This window comes from Salmonirosea aquatica, assembly GCF_009296315.1.
In the GTDB taxonomy this organism is placed as follows: Bacteria; Bacteroidota; Bacteroidia; order Cytophagales; family Spirosomataceae; genus Salmonirosea; species Salmonirosea aquatica.
This window is the reverse complement of record NZ_WHLY01000002.1, coordinates 1943913-1963121: the sequence shown is the minus strand read 5'-3', so window position 1 is coordinate 1963121 and position 19209 is coordinate 1943913. Positions and strand designations below refer to the sequence as shown.

General features: G+C 51.4%; 9 protein-coding genes and 1 pseudogene. 6 read left to right on the top strand and 4 right to left on the bottom strand.

What is annotated here, in order from left to right:
* Positions 1 to 88: 88 nt before the first annotated feature.
* The 4 genes and pseudogenes from GBK04_RS09230 to GBK04_RS09215 form a co-directional block, all read right to left on the bottom strand.
* Positions 89 to 1288, bottom strand: a complete 1200-nt coding sequence (locus GBK04_RS09230) for a pyridoxal phosphate-dependent aminotransferase (protein ID WP_152758870.1) — start codon at positions 1286 to 1288, stop codon at positions 89 to 91.
* Positions 1289 to 1591: 303 nt separating this feature from the next.
* Positions 1592 to 1990, bottom strand: coding sequence for a hypothetical protein (locus tag GBK04_RS09225; protein ID WP_373330851.1), 399 nt, complete (start codon positions 1988 to 1990; stop codon positions 1592 to 1594).
* A gap of 39 nt (positions 1991 to 2029) precedes the next feature.
* Entirely contained in the window at positions 2030 to 3505 is a 1476-nt protein-coding gene (locus GBK04_RS09220; RefSeq protein WP_152758868.1) for a SusD/RagB family nutrient-binding outer membrane lipoprotein, read from the bottom strand.
* Positions 3506 to 3572: 67 nt separating this feature from the next.
* Positions 3573 to 6700 (bottom strand): annotated as a pseudogene (locus GBK04_RS09215) (SusC/RagA family TonB-linked outer membrane protein).
* Between the two features lie 923 nt (positions 6701 to 7623).
* Here GBK04_RS09215 and GBK04_RS09210 point away from each other — a divergent pair.
* The 6 genes from GBK04_RS09210 to GBK04_RS09185 all read left to right on the top strand — a co-directional run bounded on the left by GBK04_RS09210 (position 7624) and on the right by GBK04_RS09185 (position 19203).
* Positions 7624 to 10368, top strand: coding sequence for a DUF1553 domain-containing protein (locus GBK04_RS09210; protein ID WP_152758866.1), 2745 nt, complete (start codon positions 7624 to 7626; stop codon positions 10366 to 10368).
* Between the two features lie 67 nt (positions 10369 to 10435).
* A complete protein-coding gene (locus tag GBK04_RS09205) occupies positions 10436 to 11761 on the top strand; it encodes a Gfo/Idh/MocA family protein (protein ID WP_152758864.1) in 1326 nt (441 codons plus the stop codon).
* A 104-nt stretch (positions 11762 to 11865) separates the two neighbouring features.
* Positions 11866 to 13350 carry a DUF1501 domain-containing protein gene (locus tag GBK04_RS09200; protein ID WP_152758862.1) on the top strand — a complete coding sequence of 495 codons (1485 nt, stop codon included), beginning with the start codon at positions 11866 to 11868 and terminating at the stop codon, positions 13348 to 13350.
* Positions 13351 to 13374: 24 nt separating this feature from the next.
* Positions 13375 to 13707: an L-rhamnose mutarotase gene (rhaM, locus tag GBK04_RS09195; protein WP_152758860.1), complete on the top strand. Its 333-nt coding sequence runs from the start codon at positions 13375 to 13377 to the stop codon at positions 13705 to 13707.
* A gap of 85 nt (positions 13708 to 13792) precedes the next feature.
* A complete protein-coding gene (locus tag GBK04_RS09190; protein ID WP_152758858.1) occupies positions 13793 to 15301 on the top strand; it encodes a c-type cytochrome domain-containing protein in 1509 nt (502 codons plus the stop codon).
* Between the two features lie 719 nt (positions 15302 to 16020).
* A complete protein-coding gene (locus tag GBK04_RS09185; RefSeq protein ID WP_373330848.1) occupies positions 16021 to 19203 on the top strand; it encodes a SusC/RagA family TonB-linked outer membrane protein in 3183 nt (1060 codons plus the stop codon).
* Positions 19204 to 19209: the final 6 nt, after the last annotated feature.

Genomic DNA, 19209 nt, shown 5'->3' with positions numbered 1-19209 from the left:
ATGGCGGTCGGGCAAATAACGAGCCCCCCGACGCGTTGGATCGTCGAGCCAAACGGATCGGAGGGCGGTCTGAATTAAATTATTTAGTTTAGGTTAAATCCTGTAGCGCGCTTACAAACATTTTCATTTCGTCCATTGTGCCGATACTCACCCGGCACCAGGTCTTGTCCCGCATGTCGAACGAGCGTACCATTACTCCTTTGGCTCCCATCTTGCTCAGGTATTCCTTGCCATTCATACTGATGGGGAACATCACGAAATTGGTGTAGGAAGGGATGTACTTATAGCCCATTTTGTCCAGACTGCTGTACAGGTACTGCTTCGCTTCGTGGTTCAGTTTGCGGGTATTATCCTGAAAGTCCTTATCGTCCATGGCAGCCGAAGCAGCGGCGATGGATGTGTAGGCGATGCCCATACCGCCCCGCGTAATATCCTGAATCTGATCGAGGAAAGTAGGTAGCGCGGCAATGTAGCCGATACGCAGACCCGCCATGCCCATGATTTTGGAGAACGTGCGGGCGATGATGACGTTTTTCTTTTGTTGCAGCAGGGATATCATGCTTTCGGTGTCGGCTCCTACGGCAAGTTCGATGTACGCCTCATCAATGAAGATGGGTACCTTCTCCGACACGCGTGAACAGAAGTCCAGCAGTTCCTTACCCGGCGTGATCATCGCCACGGGGTTGTTGGGATTACAGATGTACACCAGTTTGGTATCCTTGTCCACGGCGGCTTCCATGGCTTTCAGATTGTGCGTCCAGTCGTCGTTGCAGGGAACGGCTTTCCAGGTACCCCCCACTGACTTGGCCACGTTCATCAGCGACATATAGGATGGGTCAGCCGATACTACATTTCCACCATCTTTAAACAGGACGATAGCCACTTTTTCCAGAAGGTCTGACGAGCCGGGACCCATCATGATATGATCGGGAGTAACGCCTTCTTTTTTGGCAATTTTACCGATCAGATCATACAATTCTTTCCAGGCATAGCGATTGCCACCATTCACCGAATCCTTAACGGCCTGCATGGCGGGAGCCGGGGGGCCGTAGGGGTTTTCGTTGGCGTTGAGTTTGGCAATCATTTTCGAAGTATCCTGATTCTCCAGGGTCTGACCGGGCAGGAAGTGCTCGCGGAGTAAAGGACTGCGGTAAATGCGGTTGGAACGGTCCAGCGTAAGAGGCGCATTGGCGAATGCCCCTGCCCTTAAATGAGGAGCTACGGCCATTCCACCCAGCGTGAGAAGGCCTGATTTTAATAGATTGCGACGGTCTAGTTTTTGTGACATGGGAGTAGAAAGGTTGATATGTTTTGAAGAAAGCAGGTACGGGAAGAGTTTTGTGAAAGCGAAAGTACTCAATAATTTATACAATGTAAAGCAGTGACTATTAGTATTTTATTGCGTATAGTTAATGTTTTGCAAAATAGTATAATTTATACTGTACTAATTACAATTCGGGTAGTGAAAATTTAATAGTGCGTCAGGTCTGATGTGAGCCCGACGCACTGGAATCTGGAGCCGACTATTTGGCCTGAACTTGTGAAAGGCGTGTGAAAGCAATCCCCTTATAGCTGCCCGACCAGGATATTTTTACCACGGCCCCTGCCTTTGGGGTAGGTACCCCAGCTCGGCCCAGGTTTTTTCCAGACTCACGACACCCTGGGCATTGGAGGTGACCTCGCCCAGGGAAGCACCGCTGCGGAGGGTGATTTTCATCGGAATGTTGGCCACTGGAATGGAATCGATTCCTTTGGTATGATCCAGGATGTTGGTCTTATCAAGTTCCAGCAGGCGGGCTGTGAGTGTAACACTACCCGTAGTAGGGTAGGACACCGTGGGCTCGGCGGAGATGGGGGCACCGAAAGCGGCTCCTACGATATCAACTAATACGGGGGCCACAACCCGGTCCACGAAAGGATCTTCTACTTTGCAGGAAGCAAACGAGACGGCTACCAGCACGACAAGAATATAGGAAAATGATTTTTTCATGATGTAATGAGCTATTAGATATGAAATAATTCAGATGGGTCACTCGGCCCACCAGAGTTTGGTCTTCATGTCGTTGGCGCTACCGTTGAGCTTTACCCCGGCTTCCACGCTTTCCTGATTCAGCGAATACTCCGAGTTAGGGTAGGTAAAGCGGGTAGGCATCACGCCGTCGTTCACAAATATTGCGCGGCTATCGGCAGCTGGGAAAACCGGCAGGCCGGTGCGACGTTTTTCGGTCCAGGCTTCGATGCCTTGGCCAAACAGGGCGATCCACTTCTGCTCCATGATCTTGGCTTTTGAAATGGCTCCAACAGTGGTAAAATAACTAGCGGGGACGGTCAGGCCGTATTGGGCAAACGAAGCCGTGATACCTTTCTCAAAGTATGATGTGGCGTCGCCGGTGATATCGCCATCGAAAGCGGCTTCGGCCAGAATCAGATTCAGTTCGGCGAATGTCATGATCACCTCGGGTGCGTCGGCTTTGAGAAAATAACTGCCAATGGTCGAGCTGGTAGACAGGTAGCCGGTGGCAATGGCGTCGGGCAGACCGTTGGGGTGTCCCTGGTACTTACCATCCTTATTGGGATTGGCGTATACGGTGATGCGGGTATCGCCGAGGGCATTCATTTTATCGGCCAGCGTCGAGCTGATATTCCAGTCGGTCCGTCCATCCTGCACCATCACCTGGTTCCATTCGTTGTTGCTGGGCAGTACCGTAGTACATTTCAGGGAGGCATTGTCGGCGTTGCTGGTAAAGATGGGGTACTTGGATGCATCGGCCAGAATCTCTGCCATGATCGCCTTGGACTCGGCTGGTTTCTTGGCTGCCTGCCGGTTGGCGAGGCGTAAGCGAAGCGAGTTGGCAAACTTCTTCCATTTCAGAATATCGCCGCTGTAGAGGATATCGCCGGATATCGCCGGGCCGCCCACGGTCAGTTTCTCATTGGCCATTTTCAGGTCATTCAGGAGGCCGGCGTAGACTTGCTCCATGGAATCATACTTGGGCTTGTAGACCGGATTCTCACTTGTGCCGGCAATTGCTTCCGAATAAGGGATGGCTCCGTACATGTCGGTCAACAGGGAGAATACCCAGGAACGCATTACCAAGGCTACGCCTTCGTAATTGGCATTGGGACTGATTCCTGATGGACCCGCCTGGATGATGATGCGCTGGAAATTGAGCAGGGCATCGTTGTACAGCCCCTTCCAGTTGTTGGCTACCAGCGCCGGTGACACTTCGTAGTTATCGCCCTCATTGGAGTAAATATTACGCGTAAAATGCTGTACATACAGCTCGGCGGCGTCGATGTTGATGCGCTCGAAGCGGGTACGGTGTCCCCAGTAGCGATCTACCGCCGACTCGATGCCGGTTGGAAGCAGGTACTGTGCCCCGATGGTAGTGGGGCTGTTGGGGTTGGTATTGATTTCGTCGAAGTCCTTGGTGCAGCTGGTCACTGACAGAGCGCCGGCCAGCATCAGGGAAGCGAAGTACTTAGGATTGATATATGATTTCATATCGTAAGTTTTGAGAGAGTAGGTTAAAATGAAGCCATTAGCTGATAGCTACCAGCCAATGGCTTTTTTAGAACGATAGCGACAGGTTCATGCCCAGACTGCGCGAGCTGGGTAGCTCACCGTAACCAAAGCCCTGGGCATTTCCACCCTTGGAGTCGAATTCTGGGTCCACGTGGGGTGTGTTCTTGAAAATCATCCACACGTTACGTCCTACCAGCGACAACTTAGCTGATTGAAGATGCAACTTTTTCACCAGTGATACCGGGATGTTATAACCCAGCGACAGTTCACGTAATTTCACGTAGCTGGCGTCGAAGATAGCCGCCTCATGGTAGTTGCGGGGGTTATTGTAGCCATACATCTGATTGGCCGTCACGATGATGTCGTTGGGTACGTAGCTCACGGAGCCGTCCGCGGAAGTAATTTTACGTACACCCTTGCCAATCACTCCTTCTTCGCGACCCAGGGCTGTTTCGGCGTATTGACCGGTCCAGCGACCTGTACCTGTACCTTCATCGTAGACATCACCTCCCATCCGTACATCCAGCAGAGCTGTAAGCGTAAAGCCTTTGAAGTTGAAAGTATTCAGCATACCACCTGTGAACTTGGGCTGAATATTGCCGATAATCTGCTGGGTAGCCTGGCGCAGGGGTAATCCATTGTCGCCGTAGACGATTTCCCCATCCGGTGATCTCTCAAAGGCTACCCCGTAAAGAGTACCATAGGGCTGGCCTACCCGGGCTTCCGAGGTCATGCCCCGCTGCGAAGCCAGGATGTAAGTCGTCAGTCCTTCGGCGAGCGACACTACCTTGTTGCGGTTGCGGGCATAGTTGAGCGACACATCCCACGAGAAACCATTGTCCAGTTTGATGGGAGTTCCCGAAATAGTTAGCTCTATCCCCTTGTTGGTGATTTCTCCGGCGTTCAGAATACGGCGGTCGTAGCCACTAGCCTTCGAAATCTCTACTCCCAGAATCTGATTGCGGGTGGTTTGCTCATAATAGGTGGCATCCAAACCTACCTTGCCACGGAAGAAGCGCAAATCGGCCCCAAATTCGAGACCCGTCGTGATCTCAGGTTTCAGGGAAGAGTTAGCGATCGAAACGCTCTCGGCAAATTTGGGCAATGAGCCATTCCACGATCCGCTGGAAATGAAGGTCTGAGCCAGCTGGTAAGGATCGGCGTCGTTTCCTACCTGGGCCAAACTGGCCCGTACCTTAGCAAAGGTCAACACGTCGCTTTGCACATTCAGCAGGTCGGTGACCACGGCACTTACAGAGGCCGAAGGATAGAAGTAAGAGCGGGCGCTGCTCGGGAGCGTGCTCGACCAGTCATTGCGGGCCGTCAAATCCAGGAATACCATGTCGCGCCAGCCGAAGTTGGCCGCAGCGAAAAGGCTCTGTACTTCTGATTTACGAATCGAGCTTTCAATGGTGTTGCGGCTGGGAACGGAGTTGCCCGCATTATAGATTCCATCCACTACCAGCGCGCCGACGTTGAAGTAGTTGCGCTTGTAGTAGTTGATGCGGTCGATGCCACCAAACTGCACCGTGGTGGTGAAGTCGGGCGTAATGTCCTTATTGAAGGTAAAAATAAAATCGTGATTGGTTTCCTGACTGCGGGTCACGGTTTCACTATACGCGCCGGGCGTTGTGTTGCCATTGCGGGTACGTTCAAAGTTCGCTACGTTGATTTGGGTGTCCGTCCACAAATCCGTTCCCGAGCGTACCATCAGACTCAGCGAAGGCAATATCTTGTAATTAAGTGCAATGTTGCCCAACAGACGATCTTTGGTATTTCCATTCGGCAGATTTTTTTCTGTATAATAGGGATTAGTAAAAAACGTATGCTGCCAGTTGGGAGGATCGTTATCTGGTGTTTGTCCAGCTACCGCCCGCTGGATGTGTACATCCTGATATTGCTCATAATCACGCAACTGCGCCCACGAAACGCTCCTGTGCGACCAGATAAATTGCTGACCCGAGGTATAGCTGCGGTTTCTTGCACCCGTATTGACATATTCACCCGACATCGTGATGTTCAGGTTTTTGGCTAGGTTGTACCCCGAATTGATGCGGACGTTATTCCGGTGGTAATCATTGTAATACATGATGCCCTTCTGATCCACGCGGCCTAGCGCCAGGCGGAAAAAACCCTTGTCGTTGCCACCCGAAAGAGCCAGGCTATTATTGACCGTCGAACCGGTGTTCCAGTACTCATCCCAGTTGTTGGGCTGTGGCGTGAGCGGAGCTACATCGGTACCTGTCCACCACTGCCGCACGAGGCGTCCGTCCATGGGGGCACCCCAGCTTTCGTCCGTTCCGGCCGAACCCGCCAGGGGGTACTTTGAATCATATACGGCGCGGTACTGCTGAATCTCGGTGGGGTCGGTGATCGAGCCGCTCCAGCCGTCGCTGTACCAGGTACGGTAACCATTGCCTCCGCCGTAGGTATTCTGGAAATCAGGCTTGATCCAGGGGCGCTCGAAAGTCACGTTGGAATTGAAATCAATGCCCAGGCCTTTGGTACCCTGGCCATTCTTGGTCGTGATCAGGATTACCCCGTTAGCGGCGCGCGACCCGTAGAGGGCAGCGGCATTGGGGCCTTTCAGTACCGACATCTCCTTGATGTTGTCAGGATTCATTTCCGAAATCCCGCCGCCAAACTGCTTGCTGGCATTTTGATCCATGGGTACCCCGTCGATGACAATCAGCGGTTGGTTGTTTCCCGAAATAGAAGAGGAACCCGAATCTGAATGGTAGAGCCGCTGCCGGGGCCGCCGTTGGATTGAATGCGAACACCGGCTACCTTTCCCGACAAGGCGTTGGCAACGTTCGTAGAGCGCGATTCGGTCAGGCTGCTGCCTTTTACCTCCTGAACGCTATAACCCAGGGCTTTTTTCTCACGCTCGATACCGAAAGCCGTAACGACGACCTCGGCAAGTTGCCGGGTGTCGGCGGTGAGCTTGATATCGAAGGTAGTTTTGTTGCCGATGGGAAGTTCTTGTGTAAGAAACCCTACAAACGACACGACTAGCGTACCATCGTCGGGTACAGTCATCTTGAAATTGCCATCCGCGTCGGCATTGGCCCCAATGTTGGTTCCTTTGTAGATTAACGAGGCTCCCGGCAAACCGGCGCCGTCCTCGACGGCCGTGATCTTGCCGCTCAACTGACGGACCTGCGCCAGGCTCATCGTCGAACATATACAGCCCAATAGGATTGCTAGTACAGTTTTCCTCATCTGCGATTTTACGTTTTAGGTTAAAAAATGATTTGGATTGGTTAATCCGGAAAAAGTGAAATTATGGCTGTGGCTGATCACTTGCTCGTGGGCCGCACACACTTGCGAGTGAACCCCACAGCCATAATTTCAGGGAGGTTTAGTAGCGAGGTCGGAATGTTTTTCTCAGGCGATTTGCGCGCATTCCTCCGGTGTTTTATAAAAAAGTGACAACAAAGATTTCCATTGGCGGTAAAATGAAATTACCGGCTCTTGAAAAAGCCATAAACGGTTGTACACGGAAGTAAGAAATATAAGGGGTACCTTTCACATGAACCGGATAGGGGTTCACGGGTCGATCCCAACCTATTCATCTCGCTTCCCGGCAATACTTCGAGTGCGGCTGGAAGTACTGCTCACTTGCTTGGAAGTAGGTCGTTTCTAAAACAACAGATCAAATGTATTGCCAAAACAATAATACGCCAAATATTTTTTAATAAAATTTTAACTAAACAGATTGATATAGTATGTTTTAACTATGTTTCGCCAAATTAAATTGTACTTATCAAATAATATTTGAAAGAAAAGAAACTATACCTGAAAAATAATTAGTAAGGGACATAATTACTTTGAATCGTCTGATAATGTGATATATACACAACAAAAGAAAAAGTGATAAAATAAGCGGGTATAGTGATACTAGCTGAATACTGCTAGGAGTATCGATGGCTGGGTACTAAGGAGCTTTTTGAAAAAATCCGAATGATTTAGGGGATTGTCACGTTAAATAAAAACGGAATACTACTTTACTGCTAGGAATCGGCCGGGTGAAAAAACCGGTATCTTTCAAAGGCTTAGCAGTCATCAATCAAGGAATCAGATCGAAAAACAGGAATATGAAAGCCATATACAGTGTAGTGGGAATAGGGGCCGTTGTGCTGCTGTCGTCGTGGCTGGGGCTTTTTGAAAAGGAAGTTGACTACAATGAAGACGTCAAGCCTATCCTGAACAAAAACTGCATGGCCTGCCACGGAGGCGTCAAGAAGGCAGGCAATGTCAGTTTTCTGTTCGAAAATGAAATGCTGGAACCCGGCAAATCGGGTAAGCGTCCCGTCGTACGTGGCGATGCCGACGGCAGTGAAATGATCCGGCGCATCCTGAGCAAGGATCCCGACGAACGCATGCCCCGTAAAGGACCCGGCCTGACCGACGAAGAGGTAGGTACCTTGAAAAAGTGGATCAACCAGGGAGCGAAGTGGGGCAATCACTGGTCTTACGAGCGGGTCGAACGTCCCGAGGTACCTTCGGTGGGTGGTCTGTGGGCCAAATTGGGCCTGGGCAACAAGGCAGACATGCAGTGGCCCAGGAATGAGATCGATCATTTTGTGCTCAAAAAACTCAAAGAGAAAAAACTGTCTCCTGCACCGGAAGCCGACCGGGCCACGCTGATCCGCCGCGTGAGCCTGGACCTGACGGGTTTGCCACCTACCGAGCAGGAGGCGCAGGCGTATATCCGGGATAAGTCGCCGGATGCTTACGAAAAAGTGGTGGATCGGCTTCTGAAATCCCCTGCTTATGGCGAACGCTGGACGGCTATGTGGATGGACCTGGCCCGCTATGCCGATACCAAAGGCTACGAGCGTGATCCCGGCCGGAGTATCTGGCGTTACCGCGACTACGTGATCAAGGCGTTCAATGACGACAAGCCCTTCAACCAGTTCACGGTGGAGCAGTTGGCCGGTGATTTGCTGAAAGACCCCAAAACGGGGATTCCAACGGACGAGCAGCTGATTGCCACGGGTTTTCACCGCAACACCATGAACAACGATGAGGGAGGTACCGTGGACGAGGAGTTCAGAGTAGCCGCCCAGATCGACCGTGTGAACACCACCTGGGAGGTTTGGCAGGGCACTACTTTCAGCTGCGTGCAGTGCCACAGCCATCCCTACGACCCGATTCCCCACGACGACTACTATAAGTACATGGCGTACTTCAATAATACCCGCGATGAGGACGTCACGAGCGATACGCCGACCTTGCGCATTTACAAAGGGGAAGATTCAGCCCGCGTGGAGCGGTTGAAGACCTGGGTGAGTCAACGTGCTCCCGGGCAGGCTAAGGATGTGGCGCAGTTTGTGCGGGTCATGGAGCCTAAAATCAATTCACACGATTTTGACGAATACGTCAAATCATCTCTGTTGGACGCCAAGTACTACGGCGGACAGGATCAGGGTTCGGCCCGGATCAAGTCGGTACCTCTCACCGGGAAGGAATGGATGCTGATGGCTGTTTCGACGGGAGCGGAAGGGGCCGTGATGTCCTTGCATCTGGACTCATTGGGCGGCGAGTTACTGCATAAGACTCCGATTCCCAAACGGGATACAATCCTGATAATTTCGTTACCAGCTATCAAGGGTACCCATTCCCTTTATATGGCTTTTGACAGCCCAAAGAATCCGGAAAAATTCGTACAAATCAAATGGGTCGCTTTTCAAAAAGCCCTGCCCGGACAGGATGAGCCGGAGTATCCCGACGTTGTGAGGGAGTATGTACAGGTATTGAAAGGTCGCGCCGAAAGTACCCCCGTTCTTTGGGAGGGAAAAGATAATCTGGCCCGGAAAACCCATGTATTTGAGCGGGGCAACTGGCTGGTGCATGGCAAAGAAGTCAAACCTGGCATTCCGGCTTCCTTTGGCAAACTGCCCAAGGGTACCCCCGCCAACCGCCTTGGCCTGGCCCGTTGGATTGCCAGTCGCGACAACCCCCTCACGGCCCGGGTCATGGTGAACCGTCTGTGGGCGCAGTTGTTTGGGTTGGGTATCGTGGAAACTGAGGAAGATTTCGGCTCGCAGGGCAGCGAACCTACTCACCGCCAGCTGCTCGACTGGCTGGCCGTTGCGTATATGGAAGACTACGGGTGGAGTACCAAGCAGCTCCTGAAGAAAATGGTGCTGTCGGCTACCTACCGCCAGAGTTCGGAGACGGACAAAAAGAAGTTGGAAAAGGATCCTTATAACAATTGGCTCGCCCGCGGTCCGCGCGTTCGGCTGAGTGCCGAGCAGGTCCGCGACCAGGCATTAGCCGTTTGTGGTCTTCTTTCGCACAAAATGTACGGTCCGGGGGTAATGCCACCGCAGCCGTCGGGAATTTGGCTTTCGCCTTATAATGGCGAATCGTGGAAACTGAGTGAAGGCGAGGACCGCTACCGGCGCGGATTGTATACGTACTGGAAACGCACCGCACCCTACCCCTCCATGACAACCTTCGATGCGCCGAGCCGGGAGTTTTGCCAGTCGCGGCGCATCCGTACCAACACTCCCCTGCAAGCGCTGGTCACTTTGAATGATCCGGTTTATCTGGAAACGGCTCAGCGGCTGGCCGTATACATGAAACAGAAAGGAAAAACCCCTGCGCAGCAGCTACAGGTAGGGTACCATAAACTGACCTACAAACCCATGCAGCAGCAAAGCCTGGGTGTGCTGTTGAATGTGTACCAGAAAGCTCTGAAGGAATTCCAGTCCAAACCCAACGAAATAGATAGCCTCCTGACTTACGGCAAGCGCAAGTCTCCCGAACTGGCGGCTCTGACCGTATCGGCCAATGTGCTGTTGAATCTGGATGAGGTAGTGACTAAAGAGTAGTTTTAGCATCCGGAAAATCCCAGAATCTTAAATCCATTATCTTCCTTTCCCTTAACAGAGTATGACAATGAACGAAGAAAACAAGAATGCGATTTCCCGCCGGGGCTTTGTTGGAAAAGCTACTGCCGCAGCGGCCGGTTTCATGATCATACCGCGGTTTGTCCTGGGCGGAAAGCGCACCGATGGTTCAAGGTACCTCGCACCTAGTGATATGATTTCATTGGGTTTCATCGGTACCGGTAAACAGGGGCGGGGGCTCACGAATTCCTTTCTATCCACCGGTGAGGCCCGCATTGTGGCCCTAAGTGAAGTCTATAAAGACAAAGCCCAGCTGACACTGGACCGGATCAAGACACACTATGAAAAAAATACCGAGGCTGGGAGCTATTCTGATATCCCGGTTTATAACGATTTCCGGGAGTTGCTGGCCCGTAAGGATGTGGATGCGGTGGTGATTGCGCTGCCCGACCACTGGCATGCCGCTGCGGCCGTTCGGGCGGCTGAGGCCGGAAAGGATATTTATTGTGAAAAACCACTGGCACTCACCGTGCGCGAGGGTAGGGCTATGGTCGACGCGGCGCGTAAACATAAACGCGTTTTCCAGACGGGTAGCATGCAGCGCTCGTGGCCGGAGTTCCGCCAAACGGCGGAGCTGATCCGCAATGGCTACATCGGGGATATTAAGCACATCAAAGTGAACGTGGGCCCGCCGCCCGTACCTTACACCTTACCCGCCGAGCCTATTCCCGCCGGGCTCGATTGGACTGCCTGGCTCGGCCCCAATGCGCCGGTTAACTTCAACTCCGAACTCGCGCCGCCCATCACCAAGGACGTATTTCCCAATTGGCGACTTTATAAAGAGTTTGGTGGCGGCATGGTGACTGATTGGGGAGCGCACATGTTCGACATCGTACAGTGGTCGCTGGATATGGACGACAGTGGTCCGGTAGAAGTAATCGCTCCCGATGGCAAAGAGCATCCTTTCCTGACCTACCGCTACGACAATGGCATTACGATGACTCACGAGAAGTGGGACTGGAACAATGCGATTCATTTTATAGGTACCGAGGGAGATCTGAAGGTACAGCGTAAAAAACTGGAGACCACGCCGGCGTCTTTAAAAGACAAAGTGATTGGTGAAACGGAGAAGCATGTCTACAAAAGTGAAAACCATTACAAGGATTTTCTGGATGCCATGCGGAACCGTAGCAAGCCGATCTGTGATGTGGAGATTGGCCACCGCACGGCCACTGTATGCAACATTGGCAATATTGCCTACCAATTGAAACGCCCTTTGCAATGGAATCCCAAGAAAGAAAGTTTTAAAAATGACAGCGAAGCAAACGCCTTGCTGGGTCGTTCTATGAACGATACCTGGGGCATTAAAATCTAGGCTAAGCATCAGCCCGCCCGGTATCGGCGGAATGTCCGTAGAACAGGGTACCCTTTCCGCATATAAAATGGCAAAACACTGCTATTTTGCATCCTATGAACACCATGAACAACCTATTCAAAGAACTCCAGCACGCTGAACTACAGCGTCAGACCCGTCGGCATTTCCTGAAAGAATGTGGGTTCGGTCTGGGCGCTATTGGATTGGGTTCCCTGCTGGGTAGCTGTAGTACCTCAGGTACCGAAGCCGCTGCCCCGGCCCTGCCCGATAACCCGATGGCGGTACGTATGCCTCAGTTTGCGCCCAAAGCCAAGCGGGTGATTTACATCCATATGGCAGGGGCGCCTTCCCAGCTGGAGCTTTTCGATTATAAGCCTGAACTCGTGAAGTATCATGGTCAGGACTGTCCGGCAGAATTTCTGGAAGGCAAGAAGTTCGCTTTTATCCAAGGGGTACCCAAGATGCTCGGTCCGCAGGGACGCTTTGCCCAGTACGGACAGTCCGGAGCTTGGCTGTCCGACTACCTACCCTACCTGCAGGAAGTGGCAGACGAGGTGACGTTTCTGAAGGCGATGTATACCGATCAGTTCAACCACGCCCCCGCCCAGCTACTGATGCACACGGGTAGCGCCCGATTGGGTCGCCCGAGTCTGGGAGCCTGGTCGGTATATGGACTGGGTTCTGAAAATCAGAATTTACCGGGCTTCATCGTGCTGGCATCGGGCGGCAAGCAGCCTGATGCGGGCAAGAGCGTATGGGGAAGTGGATTTTTGCCCAGTGTGTACCAGGGGGTGCAGTGCCGCACGGGTGGCGACCCAGTGCTGTATGTGTCGGATCCGAGTGGGATGAATCGAAATATCCGTAAACAGACGATTGAGGCTATCAATGAAATCAACCGCCAGACCTACGAAGAAGTACAGGATCCCGAAATTCTGACGCGCATCAGTCAGTACGAAATGGCTTTTCGGATGCAGATGTCCGTGCCGGAGGTGATGGATGTTTCTACGGAACCGCAGTACATTCTGGATATGTATGGCGTCAAACCTGGGGAGGGTACCTTTGCCATGAATTGCCTGTTGGCCCGCAAACTGGTTGAAAATGGCGTGCGTTTCGTGCAGCTTTTCGACTGGGGCTGGGATACCCATGGCACGAGTGCCGACGGAGCCATCGAGATCGGCCTGCACGAGAAATGCCGTCAGTCGGATCAGGCGGTGGCGGGCCTGTTGAAGGACCTGAAAATGCGCGGCCTATTGGACGAAACCCTCGTCGTATGGGGCGGAGAATTTGGCCGGACGCCCATGCAGGAAAACCGCAACGGACAGGTACTGCCCTTTATGGGACGCGACCACCATCTGGAAGCGTTTACGGTTTGGATGGCGGGCGGTGGCGTGAAGCAGGGCTTCAGCTACGGTGAAACGGATGAGCTCGGCTACTATGGGGCGAAAGACAAAACCCACGTCCACGACCTACAGGCCACTATCCTTCATCTGATGGGTTTTGATCATGAGACATTCACCTACCCCTTCCAGGGACGGAATTTCCGGCTCACGGATGTGGCCGGAAAAGTAATCCAGCCGATTTTGGCCTAGTTCAACTATACTATATTCTTGTTCATGCCCAATAGTCAGGTAAATGCCTTCCGGATGAATCTGAAGCCCGGCTTCGAGGCGGAGTACAAAAAACGCCACGACGAAATCTGGCCCGAATTGCAGGAGCTTCTTCGGCAGGCAGGCATCGCCGAGTATTACATTTTCTTGGATGAAGCTACCAGTAGCCTGTTTGCTTTCCAGAAAATAACAACTACCGCAACCCGCCTGAGCTTATCCGAGCAGCCCATCATGCGCCGTTGGTGGGACTACATGGCCGATATTATGGAAGTAAACGGCGATAATTCACCGATAGCCGTAGCTTGTCCCGAAGTGTTTCGCCTTCCGGCTACCTTGTAGTGCGGTCGATAAGTACATTATTGGCTAAACGGCCTTTATGGGTATATTCAGCTTTCATTCAATAAAGTGAGGCTTTATAGTAAGTATGCTCTCAACCCTCTTGCTGCAGGTTTCTGATTGGGCCATGTTCTTTGGCCGTTTCCACCCCGTACTGGTGCACCTACCTATTGGTTTTCTGCTACTGGCGGCTTTTTTGGCCATTGGACGGCGTTTTGGTAAGATCCACGTGCACGAAACCACACTTTCGGTCATCTTGTTTTGGTCGGCGGTGAGTGCCACCCTGGCCTGCGGAGCGGGCTACCTGCTGTCGCTGGGTGGTGGCTACGAAGAGGAGTTGCTCGACGAACACATGTGGCAGGGGCTTGGTGTGGCAGCTTTCGCCTGGATCGCCTGGGCGGTCAAGTCAGAAGCATTTGCTCACCGGATTCCTTTTGGCCCTGCCTTTTACCTGCCTGCTTTTGGTCTGGCTACAGTGCTGACGATGGTGGCAGGGCACCATGGGGGCAGCCTAACGCATGGAGATGGGTACCTTACCGCTTACACTCCCGAGCCCTTTCGCTCGCTGGCCGGAATCCCTCCCCGGCAGGAGCAACTTACCGAAATCAAACCCATCGCCAATGTGCCGGAAGCGGTCGTGTACCGCGACATCGTGCAACCGATTCTGAGTGTGCATTGCACCCAATGCCACAATGCTACCAAAAAGAAGGGTGATTTGCGAATGGATACGTTCGAGTACCTGACCAAAGGCGGCGAGAACGGCGTTGTGTTCGTAGCAGGCAAAAGTACCGAAAGTGAACTTCTGAAACGTTGTCTGCTGCCGCTGGATAACGACGACCATATGCCGCCTATAGGCAAGCCCCAGCTTTCTGACAATCAGATTGCTCTGCTAACCTGGTGGATCGACCAGGGTGCGCCGGTGGATAAGAAAGTCGCCGAATTAAAATCGGATGATAAGATCAAACCTGCCCTGGCTTCGCTGAGCGAGGGGGAAAATGCAGGAGGAGCGGGCTACAAACCTACCGGTTCGCCCGTATTGAGCCTGAAGGTACCCGAGCCGGATGAGAAAGCCGTGCAGTCGCTTGAATCACTTAACCTACTGGTGACGCCTGTAGCCAGTGAGCAGAACCTGATAGAAGTAAGCGCGGTAAATGCTCCGGAGTTTTCGGATGCTCAGGTACCTCTGTTGACTCCTCTGTCTTCACAGATCGTGTGGCTAAAGCTGGGGAGTACCAGTATTACTGATCCCGCAATAACCGAAATCAGCAAACTTAAAAACCTCAATAAGCTGCATCTTGAGTATACGGGTATTACCGACGCCGGTCTGAAAAACTTGAAAAATCTTCCTTATCTCGAATACCTCAACCTGATCGGGACCAAAGTGACCGATAGCGGTTTGCAGAGCTTGGCGAGTCTGAAGGCTATCAAGAATGTATACGTCTGGAAATCGGCGGTTACGGAAGCGGGCATCGTCCAATTGCGGAAGGTACGGCCCGATTTGAATATCGTTACCGGACTGGACGAAACTACTGTGGCTGCTTTTCTCAAGGCGGGTAAAGCCGACTCCACTCGCGTGTCTGGAAAGCCTACCCCCTGATTTCGGCACTACTCGATTTCCCTGGCTGTCAACAGTAGCTGCCATCCTCCATCTTATTCGACTCCCTTTGTGCTTTCTGAGGCTGCTTGAGAAACTATCCTTTTGAAGGAATTAACTAAATCTTCACCAAAAAAGGGCTAGTTATTCGGAAAAAGATCAAAATTTAGGCATAAAATGCAATAATTTGCATAGCAAGTGGTATTTTTTTTAAATAATATTGCATTTATTTGCAGACAGGTATAAAACACTCCAGCGTACATCAAGTTGTTATGCGTGAGAGCTTGACTGAAAAACAAGATAATTTTTACTATAAATTGGAATATTCGATACTAATTTGTGGCGAGTGAGCAATTGACATGAGTATAAAATGCTCCGAATTATACTTTATTCATTGATGGAATGTACTGTGAGACTGAGAATGACAGAACCTAATGTGGTATTGCCCACTTCCCCTTTCCACCCCTTGAACTGCTTTCTTTTAGAATGCGCAAATCAGGCCCGCGTTCTGATCCTCGGATAAGAATGAGGCTATCCACAGTTCGTTTAATATTTCCTGAATTCAAAATACCCAGCCTATGTAGACACCCATCGACATGGAGAGAACTCCAACGTATTGGCCAGATCTTGGTCCGCAAGTTTCACGTTCGCTTAGCTATGGTTTGATAGTTAAGGTAATTGATTGAAGCCAACCAACTTTTTAACATTTTTACTCCCAACCTATGGAAATTACTACTTTTAAGGCAATGGCCCTCGTCAGGCAATGTCTGTTTTTATTAGCCCTGCTCCTGATCGGCACCGTAAGTGTGTACGCTCAGGATGTTGCCATTACGGGCAAAATAACCGACGAAGCTGATCAGGGTATCCCCGGTGTAAACGTTGTAGTTAAAAACTCGACGCGAGGTACTACCACCGATGCCGATGGCAATTTTACGCTGAACGCTCCCAGTGCCAACGCTACCCTGATCCTTTCTTCGATTGGCTATGTGTCGCAGGAAATTGAACTCAACGGACGTACCAATCTTACTTTGAAAATGGCTACAGATACCAAATCACTCAACGAAGTGGTGGTCGTAGGCTACGGCGTGCAAAAGAAAGAAACGGTAACAGGTTCGGTTGTGTCTGTCAAGGGTGACCAATTGGTAAAATCACCCGCTGTCAACCTGGCCAACTCGCTGGCGGGTCGCCTGCCGGGTGTGACGGTCGTGAACCGTTCCGGGGAGCCGGGTGCCGACGGAGCTACCATCCGTATCCGGGGTGCCAACACGCTGGGTAACAACAGTGCTTTGATCGTAATCGACGGTATTCCCAATCGTTCCGGTGGTCTTGACCGGATCAATCCCAACGACATTGAGAGTATTTCGGTTTTGAAGGATGCGGCGGCGGCTATCTACGGTTCGCGGGCAGCCAATGGCGTTATCCTCATTACCACCAAGCGTGGCAAGACGGGTAAGCCTACGCTTTCTTATTCCTTCAATCAGGGCTTTGCCAATCCGACGGTGATCCCCGAGCGGGCCGATGCAGCCACGTACACGAGCATGCTGAACGACCTAGATATCTATGGATTACCCGTTTCGGAATGGGCAGCGGCCAATCAGGCCTATAAGACCACGGGTTCTTATACGCGTCCCGATGGCACAGTACGCAAGGCACCCTTTACGCCCGAAGATATGGCTAAGTACCGCGATGGATCCGATCCTTGGGGCCACCCCAATACTGATTGGTTCGGAGCGACTTTTAAGAAAAATTCTCCGCAGTCGCGCCATAATGTGCAGCTAACCGGTGGAACCGAAAGCTTAAAGTACCTGGCCTCACTGGGTTATCAGAACCAGGATGGCTATTACATCAATTCTGCTACGGGTTACAAGCAGTACGATATCCGGATCAACCTTGACGCTACCATCAACAAATACGTCAAAGTAAACATGGGCATCCTGGGAAGGAGAGAGGCACGGTCTTATCCCACTAGAAGTGCTGACGCGATCTTTCGGATGTTGAACCGGGGTAAGCCTCAAGAACCTGCTTACTGGCCTGATGGACGACCCGGCCCCGATATTGAGAATGGTGAAAATCCCGTGGTCATCACGACTGATCTGAGTGGATACGACAAGAATAATCAGGATTATGTGCAGACCAATGGTTCACTCGAAATCAAGATTCCAGGCGTAGAGGGTCTGAAATTTACGGGTACGGCTTCCGTCGATAATAAAACCCTTCTCAGGAAAACATGGCAGATACCCTGGACGTTGTACCAACGCGGAACCGGATTTGAGGCCGACGGGGTAACGCCCAAACTGGTAGCCGCTGTGCGTGGGCCGTCTGAGCCTAATTTGCGTCTTGAAAACGCAAACCAGCTGAATATTCTGCTGGGCGGGGTAGTCTCTTATGACAAAGTGATTGGTAGTCACACCATTAACTTACTCGCCGGGATGAACCGGGAAACCATTAAGGGCGACAACTTCAACGCTTACCGTCGCTATTTTATCTCGACTGCCCTTGATCAGCTTTTTGCTGGCGGGGATTTGTCAAAAAATAATGGTGGAGGAGCATTCAATACGGCCCGTATCAATTACTTCGGTCGGGTGGGCTACAACTACAAAGAGAAGTACCTGGCTGAATTCCTATGGCGGTATGATGGTTCAGATATTTTCCCAGAGGAAACCCGCTATGGGTTCTTCCCAGGAATCATGCTGGGCTGGGTCGTATCAGAAGAAGGATTCTGGAAAAACAACGTTCCGGCGGTCAACTTCCTAAAAATTCGTGGTTCGGTCGGGCAGTTGGGTAATGACCAGGTGTATATTCCTAATACCACGGACTTGGCTACCTATCAGTACCTATCCACCTATGGCTTCCGTAGCTACATCATCGGTAACAATGAGGTAAAAACCCTCTACGAGGCACGAGTTCCTAACAAGAACATTACTTGGGAGGTGGCTACCAATTCGAACATCGGTCTTGACGCCCAGCTTTTCAATGGCAAAGTGACTGTAGAGCTAGATGCGTTTAGCAACCACCGTACCAACATTCTGTATTTCCGGAATGCTTCCGTTCCCGAAAGTACCGGTTTGAGCCTGCCTTCTGAGAACATCGGTGAGGTCAGGAACAAAGGCTGGGAATTCAACATAGGGTACCGGAATCAATTTAAGGATTTCAAGTATAATGTCGGTGTAAACGGTGGCTATGCCCAAAACAAGATCATTTTCTGGGACGAAGCACCTGGTGCGCCCGATTGGCAGCGGTCAACGGGTAAGCCGATCAACACTAACATTTACTATCAATACGATGGTGTATTCAAAGATCAGGCGGAAATCGATGCCAACAAACTTGACTACTCGGCCATCGTGAACCAACTACGCCCTGGCGATATGAAGTATAAGGACTACAATGGTGATGGTAAGATTACGCCGGATGACCGGGTTCGTTCGAAATTGACTGACCTGCCTTTGTTCCAGGGAGGAATCAATCTGGGTGCTCAGTACAAGAACTTCGACCTGACCGTCCTCTTTCAAGGTGGTGCCGGAGCGAAACAGTACGTCAGCACGGGTGAGTCGGGTAACATAGGTAACTTTTTGCAGCAGGTTGCTGATAATCGTTGGACCATAGATAATCCAAGTAGCGTCGATCCACGTATAGCTAATAGAAGTGACCAATATTATTCTAATGGTAACGACTACTGGCTGCAAAGCACGGATTATATTCGCTTGAAAAATCTGGAAATAGGCTATTCTATCCCATCGGAAATCATCAGTAAAGTGGGCCTGAGCCAGTTCCGGTTGTATTTCAACGGTTTAAACCTGTTGACCTTCAGTAAAATGAAAGCATATGATCCGGAAGCTGCTAACGGTAATGGATATTACTATCCACAACAGAAAGTGGCCAACTTCGGTTTAACCGCCACCTTTTAACCAAAA

What these genes read in the sequence shown, in the direction of transcription:
- GBK04_RS09230 (WP_152758870.1), bottom strand. Translation starts at nt 1,288, where the DNA reads ATGTCACAAAAACTAGACCGTCGCAATCTATTAAAATCAGGCCTTCTC.
- GBK04_RS09225 (WP_373330851.1), bottom strand. Translation starts at nt 1,990, where the DNA reads ATGAAAAAATCATTTTCCTATATTCTTGTCGTGCTGGTAGCCGTCTCG.
- GBK04_RS09220 (WP_152758868.1), bottom strand. Translation starts at nt 3,505, where the DNA reads ATGAAATCATATATCAATCCTAAGTACTTCGCTTCCCTGATGCTGGCC.
- GBK04_RS09210 (WP_152758866.1), top strand. Translation starts at nt 7,624, where the DNA reads ATGAAAGCCATATACAGTGTAGTGGGAATAGGGGCCGTTGTGCTGCTG.
- GBK04_RS09205 (WP_152758864.1), top strand. Translation starts at nt 10,436, where the DNA reads ATGAACGAAGAAAACAAGAATGCGATTTCCCGCCGGGGCTTTGTTGGA.
- GBK04_RS09200 (WP_152758862.1), top strand. Translation starts at nt 11,866, where the DNA reads ATGAACAACCTATTCAAAGAACTCCAGCACGCTGAACTACAGCGTCAG.
- rhaM (WP_152758860.1), top strand. Translation starts at nt 13,375, where the DNA reads ATGCCCAATAGTCAGGTAAATGCCTTCCGGATGAATCTGAAGCCCGGC.
- GBK04_RS09190 (WP_152758858.1), top strand. Translation starts at nt 13,793, where the DNA reads ATGCTCTCAACCCTCTTGCTGCAGGTTTCTGATTGGGCCATGTTCTTT.
- GBK04_RS09185 (WP_373330848.1), top strand. Translation starts at nt 16,021, where the DNA reads ATGGAAATTACTACTTTTAAGGCAATGGCCCTCGTCAGGCAATGTCTG.